General features: G+C 58.1%; 17 protein-coding genes. 3 read left to right on the forward strand and 14 right to left on the reverse strand.

Annotation, left to right across the window (positions count from 1 at the left end; all coding sequences use genetic code 11):
- Nucleotides 1–2: 2 nt before the first annotated feature.
- Together FDP08_RS14270 and FDP08_RS14275 are read left to right on the forward strand one after the other, a co-directional pair.
- Nucleotides 3–2,258: an ABC transporter permease gene (locus FDP08_RS14270; RefSeq protein WP_228263316.1), complete on the forward strand. Its 2,256-nt coding sequence runs from the start codon at nt 3–5 to the stop codon at nt 2,256–2,258.
- Nucleotides 2,255–3,355 (forward strand): lipocalin-like domain-containing protein, encoded by a 1,101-nt coding sequence (locus FDP08_RS14275; RefSeq protein ID WP_137436792.1) that lies wholly within the window; start codon nt 2,255–2,257, stop codon nt 3,353–3,355. Before FDP08_RS14270 ends, FDP08_RS14275 begins: the two co-directional genes overlap by 4 nt.
- A gap of 15 nt (nt 3,356–3,370) precedes the next feature.
- Here the strand turns inward: FDP08_RS14275 and FDP08_RS14280 are convergent, their stop codons facing one another.
- The 6 genes from FDP08_RS14280 to FDP08_RS14305 form a co-directional block, all read right to left on the reverse strand.
- Nucleotides 3,371–4,096, reverse strand: a complete 726-nt coding sequence (locus FDP08_RS14280; protein ID WP_137436793.1) for a proteasome-type protease — start codon at nt 4,094–4,096, stop codon at nt 3,371–3,373.
- A gap of 92 nt (nt 4,097–4,188) precedes the next feature.
- Nucleotides 4,189–4,974: a transglutaminase family protein gene (locus FDP08_RS14285; RefSeq protein ID WP_137436794.1), complete on the reverse strand. Its 786-nt coding sequence runs from the start codon at nt 4,972–4,974 to the stop codon at nt 4,189–4,191.
- Entirely contained in the window at nt 4,971–5,909 is a 939-nt protein-coding gene (locus tag FDP08_RS14290) for an alpha-E domain-containing protein (RefSeq protein ID WP_137436795.1), read from the reverse strand. Before FDP08_RS14290 ends, FDP08_RS14285 begins: the two co-directional genes overlap by 4 nt.
- Nucleotides 5,903–7,336, reverse strand: a complete 1,434-nt coding sequence (locus FDP08_RS14295; protein ID WP_206077295.1) for a circularly permuted type 2 ATP-grasp protein — start codon at nt 7,334–7,336, stop codon at nt 5,903–5,905. The genes FDP08_RS14290 and FDP08_RS14295 overlap by 7 nt, the downstream gene beginning before the upstream one ends.
- 212 nt (nt 7,337–7,548) lie before the next feature.
- Nucleotides 7,549–8,757, reverse strand: coding sequence for an ammonium transporter (locus FDP08_RS14300; protein WP_137436797.1), 1,209 nt, complete (start codon nt 8,755–8,757; stop codon nt 7,549–7,551).
- A 162-nt stretch (nt 8,758–8,919) separates the two neighbouring features.
- Entirely contained in the window at nt 8,920–9,345 is a 426-nt protein-coding gene (locus FDP08_RS14305; RefSeq protein ID WP_137436798.1) for a YkvA family protein, read from the reverse strand.
- A 107-nt stretch (nt 9,346–9,452) separates the two neighbouring features.
- Here FDP08_RS14305 and FDP08_RS14310 point away from each other — a divergent pair, with 107 nt between their 5' ends.
- Nucleotides 9,453–10,211, forward strand: coding sequence for a fructosamine kinase family protein (locus FDP08_RS14310; protein ID WP_137436799.1), 759 nt, complete (start codon nt 9,453–9,455; stop codon nt 10,209–10,211).
- Between the two features lie 52 nt (nt 10,212–10,263).
- Here FDP08_RS14310 and FDP08_RS14315 read toward each other — a convergent pair whose 3' ends face one another.
- The 8 genes from FDP08_RS14315 to FDP08_RS14350 form a co-directional block, all read right to left on the reverse strand.
- Nucleotides 10,264–10,896, reverse strand: coding sequence for an Npun_F0296 family exosortase-dependent surface protein (locus FDP08_RS14315; RefSeq protein ID WP_137436800.1), 633 nt, complete (start codon nt 10,894–10,896; stop codon nt 10,264–10,266).
- A gap of 167 nt (nt 10,897–11,063) precedes the next feature.
- On the reverse strand, nt 11,064–11,543 hold the full coding sequence (locus FDP08_RS14320) for a DUF6231 family protein (RefSeq protein WP_137436801.1): 480 nt from the start codon (nt 11,541–11,543) through the stop codon (nt 11,064–11,066).
- A 30-nt stretch (nt 11,544–11,573) separates the two neighbouring features.
- A complete protein-coding gene (locus FDP08_RS14325; RefSeq protein ID WP_137436802.1) occupies nt 11,574–12,902 on the reverse strand; it encodes a DASH family cryptochrome in 1,329 nt (442 codons plus the stop codon).
- Between the two features lie 91 nt (nt 12,903–12,993).
- Complete coding sequence (locus tag FDP08_RS14330) at nt 12,994–13,710, reverse strand: ABC transporter ATP-binding protein (RefSeq protein ID WP_137436803.1); 717 nt, start codon at nt 13,708–13,710, stop codon at nt 12,994–12,996.
- Nucleotides 13,707–14,450, reverse strand: a complete 744-nt coding sequence (locus FDP08_RS14335) for an ABC transporter ATP-binding protein (RefSeq protein WP_137436804.1) — start codon at nt 14,448–14,450, stop codon at nt 13,707–13,709. The genes FDP08_RS14330 and FDP08_RS14335 overlap by 4 nt, the downstream gene beginning before the upstream one ends.
- 13 nt (nt 14,451–14,463) lie before the next feature.
- Nucleotides 14,464–15,441, reverse strand: a complete 978-nt coding sequence (locus FDP08_RS14340; RefSeq protein WP_137436805.1) for a branched-chain amino acid ABC transporter permease — start codon at nt 15,439–15,441, stop codon at nt 14,464–14,466.
- Nucleotides 15,431–16,303 (reverse strand): branched-chain amino acid ABC transporter permease, encoded by an 873-nt coding sequence (locus FDP08_RS14345; protein WP_137436806.1) that lies wholly within the window; start codon nt 16,301–16,303, stop codon nt 15,431–15,433. The genes FDP08_RS14340 and FDP08_RS14345 overlap by 11 nt, the downstream gene beginning before the upstream one ends.
- 99 nt (nt 16,304–16,402) lie before the next feature.
- Entirely contained in the window at nt 16,403–17,662 is a 1,260-nt protein-coding gene (locus FDP08_RS14350; protein WP_137436807.1) for an amino acid ABC transporter substrate-binding protein, read from the reverse strand.
- Nucleotides 17,663–17,772 lie beyond the last annotated feature (110 nt).

Genomic DNA, 17,772 nt, shown 5'->3' on the forward strand with positions numbered 1-17,772 from the left:
CCATGATGCTGGTCCGCGCCTTCGTCAGCCATTATCGCCGCCACCCCTTCCAGCTTGCGGCGCTGGCAGTGATGATTGTGCTGGCCACCATGCTTTGGACGGGCGTCACCGTGCTGACCGATCAGGCTCGCAACAGCCTGTTCGAAAGCGAGGAAGCCGTGGCACCCCGTGTTCATGTGGTGCGCATGGATGGCCAGCGCATCGGTGTTGATGAATTTGCCGAGCTGCGTCTGGCCGGCGTCTGTGTCGCGCCCTGGCTGGAGATAGAGCGCCCGCCTCCGGAGGGTCGGGTGATCGGTATCGACCCCCTGGCCATGAGCTGTTTTCGCGAGGGCGCTCCAGGCGGTGATGCCGGCGAACTGGACGGTGCTCCTTTTCTGGATATCAGCGAAGCGGTGAGGCTGTCCCGTGAGGGTCACGACCGCCGGCTTTACCTGCTGGCCGCCAATGAAAACGTCGAGCTACCCGAAGGCTACACCCTGCGGGACTTTTCACTTGGCCCGCCCACGGGCGAGTTGGGGGACAGCTTTCTGCTCAACCTGGACGCCCTGAGCCTGTTGGTGCTGCTGATCACCGGCTTGCTGGTGCGCAGCGTGCATCGTCTGGGTATCGCCCAGCGCCAACAAAGCTTTGACCTGCTGTACCGATTCGGAGTGCCCCGCCAGAAGGTGAAGCAGTTGCTGGCGGCGGAGTTGGTGGTGCTGACCGGTGTTTGCGTGTTGCCCGGGCTCTGGTTGGGTACGCAGCTTGCAGGAACACTGGGTGGTGGGTTCGGGCAGGCTCTTGACAGCCTGTTTGATGTAACCCTCTACGCGGGTTCCGCGCAATCTCTGCCCTGGCAGGCTGCCGGCGTTATGGTGCTGCTTGTGTTGACGGTTTGCCTGCTGGACTGGGTGGTGCCCCAGGGCTGGCAGGGTGCTGCTGTGTCAGGCCGGGGACGATTGATCGCGGTCACGGTTCTGCTTGTGGGGCTGGCGAGCGTTGCCCTTGCTCCGGGCCTGGCCTGGGTCTTCGTGGGGACGGCTCTGGTGTTCGCGGGTAGCGGTTGGCTGGTGCCCGGATTACTGGCGTTATGGGCTGAGAGGCGGTCTGATCAGACCGATTCGGATGGAAACAATCCTCTTACACGCTGGCGACGCCGGGAACTGGCGGTGATGTTCCGACATCTTGCACTTCCTGTGGTGGCACTGCAGTTTGCCATGGCAACGGTGCTGGCGGTGCAGGCGCTGGTGACAACGTTCGAACGTACGTTCGACGAATGGCTGTCCCAACGCCTGGAGGCTGAGTTCTATGTCGGGGTGCCTCGTGGAGCGGATGCCGGTCTGGCGGCAACAACGTTACGAGGGCTTGAAGGTATCGGGGCCTGGCATCGGGTGATCCGTGGCGAGGCACGGATCATTACAGACGGATTGGCCAGTGAAGGTAGCACGGTTGCCGTTGATCTTTTGGCGCTGGCTCCCATCAGCGATCTGGTGCTGGACTGGACGTTGCTGGCCAGTATTGACCGGCCCTGGCAGAAGCTTGAACAGGGCGGCGTGATGGTCAACGAGCAACTGGCCCGGCGTGATCAGCTAGAGGTCGGTGACACCCTGAGCGTTGTCATCGCAGGCACCGAAATCAGTGCTCATGTGATCGCCATCTACGCGGACTATGGACGCCCGGCAGGGGAACTGTTGATGTCCGGCGCCGCCTTGCCGGACGGTTTCAGCCCCCATTTCGAAAGTTTTTCGGTGAATCCGGGCGAGCTGGCCATGACGGATATCCGGGAACGGTTGGCCGCTGTCTGGAATACGCCTGACGTTACTGTCCGGGATAACGCCAGCATTCGCGCCCTGGCCTCCCAGGTGTTCGGCCAGACCTTCCTGCTCACCCACGCCATCAGCCTGCTGACACTGGCACTTGCCGCGGTTGCTCTGCTGATTATGGGCTGGGTGTTTTTCACAACGCGGGTCTGGTACTTCCAGTTGCTGGGTATCTGGGGCCTGCCGGCCCGGAAGGTCTTTGGCCAGCTCCGGCACCTGTCGGTCACGCTGACTCTGGCGGTCACCATCGCCGCCCTGCCGCTTGGCATCTGGTTGACCTGGGTGCTGGTCAGTCGAATCAACCCTTTGGCTTTTGGCTGGTCACTGCCTATGGATCTGTATCCCCGGTTCTGGCTTGAGCTGGGCCTGGTGGCAGCGGTCACTGGCCTGGTGGTTGCGCACCTGATGCGCAGGCAGCTGGTTCACCGGGCAAAGGACAAACAGGTGAAGACATGAGAGCGCGTTTCGCCTTCGTCGCATGGTTACTGACGGCTGCTGTCGCAGGTTGTTCGGATGCATCCAAAGAGACGGGTTTCGCCGGCCTGGCTCAGCAGGTCGGGGAGGTGGATGACTCCGGATTTCTGCAGCCCCGGCCCGGCGATCCCCTCGTATTCCCCGATGATTGGGGCCCTCACCCGCAACACCGCATTGAATGGTGGTACCTGACTGCCAACCTGGAAACCCGGGACGGCAAACCACTGGGGCTGCAATGGACCCAGTTCCGTCAGTCCCTGCAGCCCCGGCCGGCTGAGAGTAAGGCTCCCGATCCGGAGGCCTGGCCCCTTGAGGCGGCCTGGATGGCCCATGGTGCGGTGTCGTTTGAGGGGGAGCATGGGTTTGCCGAGAAGCTTGCCCGGGGTGATGTGGGCCATGCTGGCGCCACGGCAGATCCGTTCCGCGTTTGGCTGGATGACTGGCGGCTGGAAGCGGTGCCAGGGTCGGATAAGTGGCGCCTGCAGGTGACAGCGGATGGCTGGAGCTATGACCTGCAGTTGACGGGTACCAGGGACGTGGTAGCCCATGGTGTCGAAGGCTTCAGCGCCAAGTCCGCCAGTGGTGAGGGCTCCATGTATTTCAGCCTGGTGGATTTACAGATCGGGGGGACGGTGACGCTGGGGGATCGAACCCTGGAGGTTTCCGGCAAGGGCTGGTTTGACCGTGAATGGAGCAGTCAGTTTCTCAAGGCAGGCCAGCAGGGCTGGGACTGGTTCGCGCTGCATCTGGAGGATGGCCACAAGCTGATGGCCTTTCGCCTGCGGGAAGACGGCGGTGCCTATTCGTCTGGCAGCTGGATCGGGGCCGATGGCCAGCTTGAAGCGCTGGATCGCGATGATCTGACCCTGTCACCGATCCGTTGGCATGAATCTCAACGTGGCCGAGTGCCCGTAGCGTGGCGACTGACGATTCCTCAGCATAAGGTGGACCTGACTGTCGCAGCGCCGCCCGGCGACTACTGGAACACCGGGCTCTATCCCTATTGGGAAAGCCCGGTGTCTGTTGCCGGCTCCCACAAGGGCGTGGGTTATATGGAACTGACCGGCTACAGGGAATAAAGGGCGGGGACGGTATCAGCGGATGACTGGTGGTTGGAGGCCGGTTACCAGCTCCTGGATGCCCTGATGCCATTGCTGGCGGAGTTGCTGGAAGTAGTCGTTGTGTTCGTCCACCCGGTCGGTGAAACAGGGCTTCAGTTCATTATTACGATAGATGGCCACGTCCAGCGGCATGCCTACCGACAGATTGCTTTTCATGGTGGAGTCGAAGGAGATCAGGGCGCACTGGTACGCCCGGTCCAGGGAGGACTGGTAGTTCACCACCCGGTCAAGAATCGGCTTGCCGTACTTTGACTCGCCAATCTGGAAATAGGGGGTCTCTCGGGTGGCTTCGATGAAGTTGCCTTCCGGGTAGATGTTGAACAGCCGCGCTTCTTCGCCGCGAATCTGGCCGCCCAGGATCAGCGAGCAACTGAAATCCACGTGGTTGATCTTGCCCTCCGGGTTGTCCCGATGGATAACTTCGCGAATGGTCTTGCCGACAATCTCCGCGGTCTCGAACATGGAGACCGTGGAAAAAACGTTGGGCACCTCGGAGCCGGCGCGCTTTTCCAGCAGGCTGACCACACTCTGGCTGGTGGCGAGATTGCCGGCGGACAGAATTACCAGCTCCCGCTCGCCCGGCTGCTCAAAGACATGCATTTTGCGGAAGGTCGAGATCTGGTCAAAACCCGCATTGGTGCGGGAGTCAGACGCGAACACCAGGCCATCGGCCAGCCGCATCGCCACACAATAAGTCATCGGGCTACCCTCGGGTGATTCGGAATCCGGCCAGTTTACCCCTTTCACCGCAGAATACATGGGGTGATGTGTCGATTTTGCAAAGCTTTTTGTTACTGGCTGTCCCCGGCTTTGGTCACCCAGGCGCGGGTCTGCAGACTCTCCATGCCGCCGCCACTGCGAATGCCTCGTACCGGCGCGGCATCCCGGTAATCCAGGCCCGTTGCCAGCTTGATATGGCTTTCCGCTACATTGAGCAGGTTCACCACATCAAAGGTATGCCAGTTGCGGCCCAGCCACGCCTCTGCCCAGGCGTGGGTGGCCAGGTGGTCGTCGCTGAAGGTGTGTATGTAGCCACTGACGTAACGCACCGGAACCCCGATGTGGCGGCAGCAGGATATGAAGATATGGGTGTGGTCCTGGCACACCCCGGCTTTCTGTTTGAAGGCCTCGGCGGCGGTGTGGGTCACGGTGGTGGCGCCGGGCAGGAACTGAATGTGCTCCAGGATGCGGTTCATCATCCTTACCAGGCTGCGCTTGTTGGGGGAAAACTGGCTGGCGAATGCCTTGATGGCCTTGTCGGCTTCCGTCAGTGGGGTGTGGCGCAGGAACACTTCCGGCGGGAAGGGTGAATCGTCCCGGGTCAGTGGTTTGCCGGTCAGGTCAACCACGCCTTCGGCGGTCAGGGTGATCTTCGAGACCGTCTTGTCCATGGTCATGACAGTAACCTGGTTGCCGAAGCCGTCGATCATCTGGCTGGTTTCCCCCGGGGCGCTCACGTGCCACTCCAGGATTCGCTGTTGTGGCGTGTTGCGGGGTGTCAGGCGCAGGTACTGGATGCTGTTGTGCATTGGCGCATCGTAGGTATAGGTTGTGTCGTGGCGGATGTTCAGTTTCATTGTTTCCACCCCATGTAGTCCTTCTGGATCTGGCCGGAAATGCGCTGGATGCGTTCCAGGAAGTCGGTCAGATATTCGTGCAGGCCTCGCTCTTCAATGTATTCCCGGTCGCCATAGTGGATGTTGGCATACAGGCTGGAGGCAAGGCGCCTGGCCCGGCGGGCATCACCACTCTGGATCTGCTCCAGCAGGCTCGCAATTTCCTGCAGGCACGCCCGCAGCGAGCGCGGTACATCCGGTTTGAGAATCAGCAGTTCTGCCACGTTCATGGGCTCGATGTTGTGGCCGTAGGTATGCTGGTAGGCCTCGAAGGCGGCCAGTGAGTGCAGCAGGGCGGTCCACTCGAAGAACGATTGCGTGGGGTGGCCTTCAAGGGATTTGGTGGCCATGTGATGGCGGATATCCAGAACCCTTGCGGTGGTGTCGGCCCGTTCGATAAAGGTACCCAGACGCAGAAAGTGGAAGGCATCGTTACGCAACAGGGTGCCGTAGGCAGCACCCCGGAACACGTGGGAGCGTTCCCGGGTCCAGTCGAACACCCGGCTAGCGTTGGACTCGGAGACGCCCTTGTGGCGCAGCTCCTTCAGTTCCATCCAGGCCAGATTGATGCTCTCCCACACGTCCGCTGAGAGATTACCCCGAATGTGCAAGGCGTTGTCCCGGGCGCTGCGTATAACGCTGAACACGCTGGCAGGATGGCGGTCGTCCAGAACCAGGAAATCGATCAGGTTCTGGGGCGTGATGTCGTTGTACAGTTCGTCGAACACCTCCCGGGTGCCAGTAACCAGCAGAGGCACGGATAGCTGCTCCTCACGGTCTTCCGGCACGTCAATCAGTGCCATGGTCAGGCTGACGTCCAGTAAACGGGCCTGGGTTTCGGCCCGCTCCAGATAGCGGGCCATCCAGAACAGACTTGATGCGGCGCGGCTCAGCATTCGTCGCCCTCCAGTACCCAGGTGTCTTTGGTGCCGCCGCCCTGGGACGAGTTCACCACCAGTGATCCAGCTTTCAGTGCCACCCGCGTCAGGCCACCGGGCACCATCTGTACCTTTTTGCCTGAGAGCACAAAGGGCCGCAGGTCCAGGTGTCGGGGTGCCACGCCTTCATCCACAAAAGTGGGACAAGTGGACAGGCTCAGGGTGGGCTGGGCGATGTAGTTTTCAGGCCGGGCTTTCAGCAGGCTGCGGAAGTGGCTGAGTTCCTTCTTGCTGGCCCTGGGGCCAATCAGCATGCCGTAGCCGCCCGCGCCCTGGGTTTCCTTGACCACCAGATCGGGAAGGTTGTCCAGCACGTACTGCAGGTCCTTGGGTTTGCGGCACTGCCAGGTGGGTACGTTCTTCAGGATGGGTTCTTCCCCCAGGTAGAAGCGGATCATGTCCGGCACGTAGGGGTAGATGGACTTGTCGTCTGCCACGCCGGTGCCCATGGCATTGGCCAAAACCACGTTACCGCTGCGGTAGGCCGCATACAGGCCTGGCACGCCGAGCATGGAGTCGGGATTACCGGCCAGGGGGTCGAGGAAATCATCGTCAATCCGTCGGTAAATCACGTCCACCTGCTGGGGGCCGATGGTGGTCTTCATGTAGACCTTGTTTTGGCGAATGAACAGATCGGCGCCTTCTACCAGTTCGATGCCCATCTGGCGTGCCAGGAAGGCGTGCTCGAAGTAGGCGCTGTTAAAACGCCCGGGGGTGAGCACCACTACCGTGGGGTTAGGCTTGAGGGAGGCGGCGCGAAGCGTTTCCCCGAGCAGTGCCGGGTAGTGCTCCACCGGCGCAACCGGCGCCTGGGCAAACAACTCCGGAAACAGTCGCATCATCATGCGGCGGTTTTCCAGCATGTAGGACACACCACTGGGGCAGCGCAGGTTGTCTTCCAGCACATAGAAATCACCGTCGTTATGGCGGATCAGGTCTATGCCGGCGATGTGGGAATAGAGGTTCCTGGGCAGTTTCAGGTTCTGCATGCCGGGCTGGTACTGGGGGTTGGCAAACACCTGTTCAGCGTTGATGACCCCGGCGCGGATAATGTCGAAATCGTGGTAGATGTCGAACAGGAAGCGGTTCAGGGCCTGAACCCGCTGTCTTAGCCCGGCCTGCATCCGCTGCCAGTCGGTGGCAGAAATCACGCGGGGAATCAGGTCAAAGGGGATCAGGCGGTCGGCGCCCTGGTCTTCGCCATACACGTTAAAGGTGATGCCCAGGCGCTGGAAAAGCACGTCCGCCTCGCGGCGTTTCTCGGCGAGCAGGTCCTCGTCGGACTTGATCAGCCAGTCTTCCAGCATCCGGCAACTGGGCCGTACCCGGTTATCTTCGTCGAACAGCTCGTCGTAAATACCCTCGGGTGGGGTTTGTATCAGCATAACCATGACCCTCTCCTGAACACGCCCTCCACCGGATGTGAAGAGTCGGTATCCAGCCGTTCCCATTCAAAAAAGGAATAGCAAAAGCCAGGCCACTCTGGCGCCGGAAGTGCGGTTTTGGCCAGGGCGGGCTATTTAAGAAAAGGCCAGGAGGGAGAATGTGTCAATAAAAGATACTGTCAGCCGCCCCTATGGCGGCTGACAGCCAGGGCTTATTCCAGCGATGTCGCACCAATGCGGTGAATGCTGACGTCTGCACCGTTGAATTCTTCTTCATCGGTCAGGCGCAGCCCGGAGATGGCGCTGACGATGCCGTAGACGATCAGGCCGCCGACAAAGGCCACGACAACGCCGGCAACCGCGCCAATGATCTGGGACATCAGGCTGACGCCACCCAGGCCACCAAAGGCTTCCTGGCCGAAGATGCCGGCTGCAACAGCACCCCAGACACCACAAACACCGTGCAGGGGCCAGACACCCAGTACGTCGTCCAGGCGTTCGATTTTGTCCTGGGCCCATTCAAACATGTAGACGAAGATCGCACCGGCAATACCCCCGGTGATCAGTGCACCAACCGGGTGCATCAGGTCCGAGCCGGCGCATACGGCCACCAGGCCGGCGAGCGGCCCGTTGTGGATAAAACCCGGGTCCTTACGGCCCACCAGCATGGCTATCAGCACGCCACCGACCATGGCCATCAGGCTGTTTACCGCCACCAGGCCGCTGATGCCATCCAGGGTCTGGGCCGACATCACGTTAAAGCCGAACCAGCCCACGGTAAGAATCCAGGCGCCGAGGGCGAGGAAGGGAATATTGGAGGGCGCAAAGGCCACCACCCGGCCGTTGCGATAGCGTCCGTTGCGCGCTCCTAACAGCAATACCGCAGCCAGGGCAATCCAGCCACCGACAGCGTGCACGACAACGGAGCCGGCAAAGTCGTGGAATGCTGCACCAAACTGGTTCTCCAGCCAGGCCTGGAAGCCGTAATTGCCGTTCCAGATCATGCCTTCAAAGAAGGGATACACGAACGCCACAATCAGCCCGGAGGCGATCAGCATCGGGTAAAATTTTGCGCGCTCGGCAATGCCGCCGGAAACAATGGCGGGTATGGCAGCGGCGAAGGTCATCAGGAAGAAGAACTTGACCAGGTCGTAGCCGTTGGCGGCTGTCAGCTCTGTGGCGCTGGCCATGAAGTGGCTGCCATAGGCGATGTAGTAACCGATAAAGAAATAGGCAACGGCGGAGATGCCGAAATCCGTCATGATCTTCACCAGGGCATTTACCTGGTTCTTGTGGCGCACGGTACCCACTTCCAGGAAGGCGAAGCCGGCGTGCATGGCCAGTACCATAATGGCACCGATAAGAATGAAGAGGGTGTTGGCGCTTTCGGTCAGAGTATGTACTGCACTCGTGATATCCACGGGTTGGTTGCTCCTGGTTGTGCATTGATAGCGTGCACAACAAGCAAGGAGTGTTCCGTTTTGATGCAATGCCAGGAAGGGTAACAGATTAGGGGAAATTTCCGCCCGATATAAGTGCGCCCGGCGGAAGAATCGTGGTCGCCGGCGCCCTGATATTGTGCGTTATTGGTGGTCTTGCACTATTGTGGTGGGCCCCTGCTCGGATTGCTCCGACCAGGCAGCGTAACGAAGCAGGTCCGATTCCACGAAGGCCAGGCAAGCGGCCACGACACCGGCGTCGTCCAGGAAGCCAATCCCCAGAAGCAGGTCCGGAATCAGGTCCAGGGGGTTAAGTACATAGATAAGAGCCCCGGCGATGGCTGCAATGCTTTTCCACGGTACGTTCCGGTAATTCCCCTGCCAATAGTCACCGACCATGGAAAACATCAGGCGGACATCGGTGCCGAAACGGCGCAGCTTGCCGCTTTTTCTCACCTTCTCCTCGATAGCCTTCTGACGGCGAAGCAGATCGGCAAGGTCATCGCGGCGAACCTTGGCGGCCTCGGTATCCATCTGTTCGTTAGCCTTGTATTCGCTGAATGTTGCCATTGGTTGTTACCTAAATTGAAGTACATTTCCCGACCCATAGTCCATCAAAGCTGTGATAAAGCCAAGGGGTTTGCGGGGTGTTTCCTTATCGTGGTTATACTGACTGTATGATCGATTTCATCAAACACAATTCCACGTCCTTTCCCGATGCGCTGTTCTACGAGGCCAAGGGCCTTGAGGTATTGGCAGACACCCTTAAAACCGCCGGTGTTACCGAGTTACGTGTGCCGGAGGTGACATCCGTCTCGGAACAGGAGCTGGTTATTCCGCGGATAAACCCCGGTCCGGCAACCGAGGCAACCATGGCAATGCTGGGCGAGGGGCTTGCCCGCATGCATGCGGTTCGCCAGCCACACTACGGGTTTGAAGATGACAACATGATCGGGTTGTCGCCACAGAAGAATCGCCTGACGGACGACTGGGGCGACTTTTTCCTCGAAGATCGCCTCGGTGTACAGGTGGGGATGATTCGTAACCGGCAGGTGAAGGAGGAGTTCGAAGCTGTGCTCAGGACAAAAGGCGATGCTCTGGCGCAGTTCCTGAATGCGCACTGTGAACACCCCAGCCTGCTTCATGGTGACCTCTGGTCCGGCAATGTGCTGTTCGACACCACCGGCCCCTGGCTGATTGATCCTGCGGTCTATTACGGTGACCGGGAAGCAGACATCGCCATTACGGAGCTCTTTGGTGGTTTTTCAACGGCTTTTTACCGCGCCTATGATCGCATTTATCCAAGAACGGGGGTTTACGTTACCAAGCGGGCTATCTATAACCTTTATCACACCCTCAACCACTACAACCTGTTCGGCGCATCCTATCTCGATGCCTGCAGGCGCAATCTGGGAGTGATCGCATCGCAGGTATAACGAAAGCTGGGGCACTTGATCAGTGCCCCCAGCTTGTTACGCTAGTGCAGAATCAGGCGGATTTACGGCGACGGGTATACACAAGGCCGGCCAGGCCAAGGCTGAATAATGCCAGGGTGCCGGGCTCTGGTACTCTGGCATAGGCATGGTTGTCGCTCTCGAAGGCGTAGTTGGTGCTGCTCAGCTGGACTTCGTTGAACAATTCACTTCCGAAGAAGAAGTTGATGTAACGGTTCGTGCTGTCAGAACTCTGGTTACCGTCTGCACTTCCGGGGATTACGGCAGCAATCTGGGTGCCGGTAAAGCTATCTACCAACAAACCGTTCAGCAGGAAGGATATGCTGTTATAGGTATCAATAGAGCCCCAGTAAAGGCCATAGTAATTCGACGTCATTCCGAGGCTCACGCTGGCAGTACCATTGCTATCGGGGTTGGGGACGGTCAGGTAGTTGTCCACAACTCCCGGAGGTGCAGCATTCTGTCCGGTGGAGCCACTCACGATACTGAACTGGCCAGAGCAGCTTGCCGGTCCACAGGTGCCATCATTAAAGTCTATAACGGTCGCATCAGCGACATTGGTGGTCATGACGCCTGCGGCAGAGGCTTCAATCACTACAGCATTGGCTGCTCCGGAGAAAGCAAGTGCAACTGCACCAGCAAGAAGAGAACTGGAATACTTGTTCATTGGATTACCTCAATCTGACATTTCATGGGTATGCACATGGCATGTATAAAAAGTAAGCAGATTGGGTGCCATTTCAGAAAAAGCTTTCGATTTCAGTTGACTATCGGTTTTTATCTGTGTGTGATTTTCGGATATGTAAAGTAATCCGACGTATTACTGTAGTGGTTTTACCACCAGGCCTTGCCCCACATTTCCGGGTTGGCCCAATTGTCGGGGTTGTTCCAGGCGCGTTTGTGGTTGTAGCTGTCGATGTTGTAGGTGTAAAGGGTTAACGGGTTGGTTTCATCTCCCAGCTCTGCCTGGCGGCGAAAGCCCAGCCCGATGAAGTCGGTAAATGCCCACTGGGGGCTGCCTGCCACTACCACTGCGATCTGGTGAGTGCCGTAGTTGCGAAGCTGGCCCAGCAGGATTTCCCCCTGTTCATGGCTCAGGTGTTCCAGGGTGTCGGTCACCAGCGCCAGGTCCTGGGTTTCGGATAGCGGGAAGGCATCGTTGGGGGCGTCTGTGTCCAGGGTTGTCATCGCGGACTCGCTGTGATGATGGCACCAGTGATCGCCCACCTGGCCGGCTACCTTGCCGCAGACAACCAGAGTACCGGGTTGGCAGGTGTCGATAATGCGGGCCAGGGCCTGATGGGGAGTTGTCATGGTCGGTCGTGTCCTGTCGGGATTGAACCGTCAGTATCCCACTGGCCAGTCGGCGGCATCAACCAGGTGAAGGCCAACCGGTTGCGCCGCGTTCCCATTCCAGCGCTTCACAAACATACCATCAGGGTCGAACTGTTGCGCCTGTTTCTCAAGGTTGAAGTGCCTTGGTCCCCTGGGGTCGGCGCCAACTCCGGCCTGGTACTGCCAGTTGCCATAATTGCTGGCAACGTCGTAATCCACCAGTTGCTCTTCAAACCAGGCGGCGCCGTAGCGCCAGTCCAGTTCCAGTTCGTTCACCAGGCAACTGGCGACGATCTGTCGACTGCGGTTGCTGATGTACCCGGTTTCCCGCAGCTGGTTCATGGCTGCATTTACCAACGGGTATTCGGTGCTGCCCGCGCACCAGGCCTTGAAACGATGAGGGTAGAAAGAGGCGGAGCGCTTTCTCTGCTTAATTCCATCCCGGCGAAACAGGTAAGAGCCATGTTTCAGGGCATACCAGTGAAAATACTCCCGCCATAACAATTCGAACCACAGCCAGTAAGTGGAGTCGTTTTTGACGTGCTTCTCTTCATACTCGCTGATGGTGTCCGCGACTTCGCGGATGGAGAGTGAGCCGTTCGCCAGCCAGGGCGACAAGCGGGAAGATGCCTCGGTGTCGTCCAGCGCGTTACGGGTTTCCTTGTAGGAATCAATGTGGTGGTTGACGAACAGGTAGTCGTGGAGCCGTTCCAGGCCGGCGGACTCACCACCAGTAAACTGAGCCGGGTGCCGGGATTCGGGAATGGCAGGGCAGGCACCCCGATTGTCTTCCGGATAGCCGGGCGCGGGCGGCAAGGCCGTTAGCGTGCGTATGCGCAGCTTCCCCGAATTACGCTCGCCGGTCTTTTCTACCTGCTTGCGGAACCCTGAAAAAGTCTCCGGCAGGCTCTCCAGCGCCATGGGCAGGGAACCTTCAGTGAACAGACTCAGGGTTTCGAACTGCTGGAACACCGTTTCCGGCAGCTGTTCCTTGATGGCCCGCCACTGACCGGCTTCCCGGGTGCCGGGGAGGCGGGAGCGTACCACACGCCCGATCCGATGGTTATGCACCAGTTCCGGGATTACCTCTTCAGGATCGCCAAAGGCAATGTGCAACCGTTGCCCCAGCGATCTGAGGCTGCGTTCCAGCGCCGTCAGGCTTTGCCATAGAAAGCGCCAACGATGATTACCCATGGTTTTGCACTGGAATGGGCCCGGCGCAAACCAGCGTGGATTGACCACGTACACGCACAGCAGCATGTCCGCCTTTGAGGCGGCCAGCAGGGCTGCGTTATCGTGCATTCGCAAGTCCCGTGTAAACCAGTAGAGGGTGGACAAGATCAGAGAACCTCACCGACAGATATGGATGGGGAATGGTACGTTGTGTCGATGGGAATAGATTGTCTCGGCGAGATTGCAGTGATTCCCTTCAGGTGCCCCCCATATAGATTGACATCAAATGATTGTCGTCCCTGATGTCCTCTTGTGTACCTGCAAATTTACGTTTGCCACCCGCAAAGATATAAACACTGTCGGCGACGGGTAAAGCTTCACGAATATTCTGCTCCACCATGATGACGCCGACCCCTCGCTCCTTGAGGCCGACGACTCTCTCCATGGTTTCGTGAACCAGCGCGGGCGAGAGCCCGGCCGAGGGCTCGTCGAGCATCACGAAAGCAGGGTCTGTTACGAGGGCGCGGGCGATGGCCACCATCATCTGTTCCCCGCCTGACAGTGAGCCCGCCGGGGTATTTCTGCGACGCTGCAGGTTCGGGTAATCAGCAATCAACGATTCAATGCGTTCTTCGATGAGCTGCTTGTTGTTTAGCGCATACCCACCCATCCTGAGATTTTCCATGACGGTAAATCGTGGAAACACACCCCCGCCCTGAGGCATCATCACAATGCCTTTGCTCACCATGTTGTGAACCGGTAATCCGGTGAGCTCGGTATCGCCAAGTGTTATCCGCCCGGACCAGGCTGGCAGGAGACCGGCAATAGCCTTTATGACTGTGGACTTTCCGCTGCCATTGGGTCCGAAAATACAGGTTATCTGTCCTGGCGGTGCAGAGATGGAGATGTCATGCACGATCTCCTGTTTGCCGTAACCGGTGACCAGATTGTCGACTCTCAGCTCGTTGCTCATGTACGCCCCAGGTAGGCTTGTTGGACATTGCTGTCGCTGGCGATGGTTTCGAAATCGCCTTCCGCCACCACTTTGCCCTGATCCATCACCACAAGCCGCTCGCAGATTTCTTTTACCATTTCCATGTCATGTTCGATGATCAGGAAAGTGATGCCGGTTTTTCGTAAACGCTGTATGGCGTCCAGAATTATCTGACGAATGTTGGGATGCACGCCAGCAGTGACTTCATCGAGCAAAATGACTTTCGGGTCCCGCACGCAGACCCGCCCGAATTCCACCAGTTTCTGCTGACCGCCGGAAAGCTCCGAGGCCAGGTTGTCGACCACGTGGCTGATCTCCAGCATCTCCAGAGTACGTTCCATCCTCTCGCGGGCACGCTTCCAGTCCCCTTCGACGGCTGCCGCCAACAGGTTGTCCCTGACCGTCATGTTGAGAAACAGGGAAGGAATCTGAAAGGTTCTGCTTATGCCGGTACGGGCGATTTTCCAGGTAGGCCAGCCAGTAACGTCGATGCCCTGCAAACGTATCTTTCCGGCGTCAGGCTTCTGGCCACCTGCGGCGAGGCTGAACAGCGTCGACTTGCCGCTGCCATTGGGGCCGATAACCCCGACGACTTCACCCACATCGGCGGAGAGTGACACGTCGTCGACTGCGGTAATGCCTCCAAAGTGCTTGCTAACTGACTCGATGGCCAGCGGCGGATACTCTGGTGACTCGGCTTTGCGGGACGCAGATGACATCAGAAGCCCTCTCCTAAAGTTTGCCGAGAATTCTGGAAATAAGTTCCTTGCCGCGTTGGCGACCCACGATAAGGCTGATCAATCCGTTGGGAAGGAATAGAACCACCAGCGCTATAATAATGCCGAGTACTGGGAGATATATGACGGTGTCCCCGAACGTCGACCAGATGTAACGATTGGTGATCCAGAGCAATACCGCGCCAAGGGCCGGGCCCCAGACGGTTCCAAGCCCGCCGAGAAGAACCATGACAACCATCTGGTCGGTAATCTCAGGCCCCATGACGGAATGTGGATCTATATAAGTTGTCCAGTAGGCGTAGATGCTTCCGAAAAGCGCGGTGATGGCTGCCGAAAGGGCAAAGGACTGGACCTTGACCAGGTTTGTCCTGATGCCCAGCGACTCGGCGGCCGGCTCGTCGTCCCGCAATGCCTTGATTCTGAATCCGAAGCGTGAGCGTTCGATTAATAACCAGACTCCGATGAAGCTGGCCGCTGATGCGATCAGCATGATGTAGTAGAAGAAAAACTCGTTGAGGTAGGCAGGCAGCGAGAGCCCGGCTGTGCCACCTGTAAAGTCGAGCACCGTGACCAGTTGCATCAGCATTTCGGCGAACGCCCAGGTTGCGATGGCAAAATAGGCGCCCCTGAGTCGCATGGTCGGCCCGCCAATGACCACAGCGACTGCGATGGACAGGAGGATCGCAGGCAGCAGGGTAACAAAAAACGAGGCGCCAATATTGGATTGCATCAGTATGGCCGTGGTGTAGGCGCCGATTCCGAAGAATGCCGAGTGCCCGAAGCTGATATACCCGGCGTACCCCCCCACAATGTTCCAGGCACAGGCCAGACCCGCCCACATAAGAGCCCCGGTGGCAATTCTCAGAGTGTAAGAGTCAATTAAGGCGGGCAATACCGCAAGGGCGATCACAATGGCGCCAAACAGGAGTGTCCGGACGATGAGTTTCGGGGTCAGAACAGGTTTAGATGCCACGGCCCAGAACTCCTTTGGGTGCGACCAGAAGGACAAGGTACAGGGTTCCGAAAACAATCAGCAGGGAGTACCGGGCCCCAATATAGGTGGCGACATAGGCTTCAAGCAGGCCGAGAGCCAGGCCGGCGACAAGAACGCCACCAACCGAACCGAGACCGGCGAGCACGGCGACAAAGAATGCAAAGAGTGTGTAGCGGATGCCGACGCTGGGGTTGACGGAATAGATGGTTGCAATCAGTACCCCGGCGGATGCTGTCAAAGCGGTATAAATACCATATACCCAGGCGGAAACCCGTTTTACGTCAACCCCCATCAAGCCGGCATGGTCGTGGTTTTGCGCAAGCGCCCTGACGGCCATGCCAAAGCGACTCCGGTAGAGCAGAATAAACAGCCCCAGGCTGAACATCATCGCCAGGATAAAGGCAGACAATCGCATCAGGGGAATGGTCACCGGGCCCAGGCTAAGGAACTGACCCGACAAAACAGAATCGACGCTCCGGCTGTTGTAGGACCAGAGCCAGAGGGCGCCTCCACGCATGAACAGGAATATGCCGAAAGTAAAAGCCAGTGCCATCAGGTCAGGTCGCGCATACCGACTGGTTCTGACATGGTAAATCAGCGGGCCAAGCCCACGACCGATCAGCAGAAATAGCGCGAAAACCAGGAAAATGCTGATGAAGGGATCAATGCCGGCCAGCGTTACCAGCCAATAGGCGGTGTAGCCGCCGAGCATGGTCCAGCCCCCGACAGCAAAGTCGATCACATGGAGCACGCCGAAGGTCAGTTGGAATCCGATGGTCAGGCAAATCAGGATGCCGCCGATCAGGATGCCGTTTACAAGTGTCTGAAGGAAAAGGTCCAATCCGGTGCTCCTCAGCCAAGCTTGTCATCCACGCTTGTTACCGTCGCCGACAGCCTTCTCATCGGGAGAACTGTCGGCGACTTTACATCCGGCGGTGTGTCATGAAGTGCCGGGGATTGGGTAAACAAGCTCTCCCTTGGACGCATTTTCCGGAGCCACTGGCACAATATCGCCGCTCTTGATCTGAACGACAGCCGGCACTGGCTTGGTATTGTTGTGGTAGTGGCTGCCTTCCTTGGCAAACCCCACTGGGCCGTAGAAGGTTTCAATGTCGGTATCTTCAATGGCCTTGGCGAGTTCCGCACGGGTTCCCTGATCCCAAGGTGGCGCCTTTCCGAGCCGGCGTGCAGCGTCCTGCAGCACCAGGCCGCTGGCTGAACAGGCCGCTTCGGTGTAATCCGGCCGTGTTCCCCACCGGGAAAAGGACAGTTCTGAATAGTCGCTGGCGGTTCCGAACAGTTCGTCCTTGTAAGGTAAACCTTCAGTCCACACGGAGACGCCGAGAATGCCGTTTGATTCGGTCCCGGTTTCCTTAATAAAGGCTGCTGATGTCACACCGTAGTGCATGATCAGGGCCTTGGGCTTGTAATTCAGCGCCTTCGCCGTACTTACAAAATTGATAAAGATATCTTCATGCCCTCCTACAGCCACAATATCCGGGTTGCTCGACTTCAGCTTGGATATAATGGCGGAGAGATCAGAGCCGGCGGGAAACAGCTCGTAACTCAGGAGCTCCAGCCCCGACTCCTCAACACCTTTGCGGAAGCCTTCTGCCGTTTCCTTGGAGAAGGGTTCATCAACCCCGATAACCGAAGCGGTTGTTGCCCGGTCGCCAAGGTTTTCCGCCAGTACTACCATGGATTTATCAGTGGTGAGATCTACAGCGGGAATCATGCCGAAATTGAAAGCCGGCTTTGCCAGCCAGACATTCGGAGACTCTGCGGAACCGGAGATCATTGGCACCCTGTATTTCTGGCTGATGGGTTGTACTGCGAGGGTGACACCGGAGGTATAGGGCCCGAACAGGACATCGACTTCGTCCTGGATGATCAGCCTTTCGGCGGCATCCGCACCGGAAGCGGGTCGTGATTGGGCATCACCATAGAACATTTCCACGGGATATCGCTTTCCCTCAATCTCGATGCCTCCAAGCTTGTTGATTTCTTCGGCCCATAGATCGTAGCCCCGGCGTGTCAGGTTACCGCCGAAACGATTTGCGCCTGATAACGAAGTAACGACACCAACCCGAATGTTGTGCTCTTGCGCGTTAACGTTCAACGCTGGAAAACCAAGGGTCATTGCGCCGGTGCCGAGTAAAGAGTTCCTTAGAAACTTCCTGCGGGAAAATTTATGATTCATGAGCCTGCTCTCCCCCAATGGGTGCATTCAGTGGCTTGTTGTAAATCTGAATACTTCGTTCTGCCACTCAAAAATCAGTAGATGCAGTTATTCCAGATACATATTAATGG

Origin of the sequence: Marinobacter panjinensis (assembly GCF_005298175.1) — a bacterium.
GTDB lineage: Bacteria > Pseudomonadota > Gammaproteobacteria > Pseudomonadales > Oleiphilaceae > Marinobacter > Marinobacter panjinensis.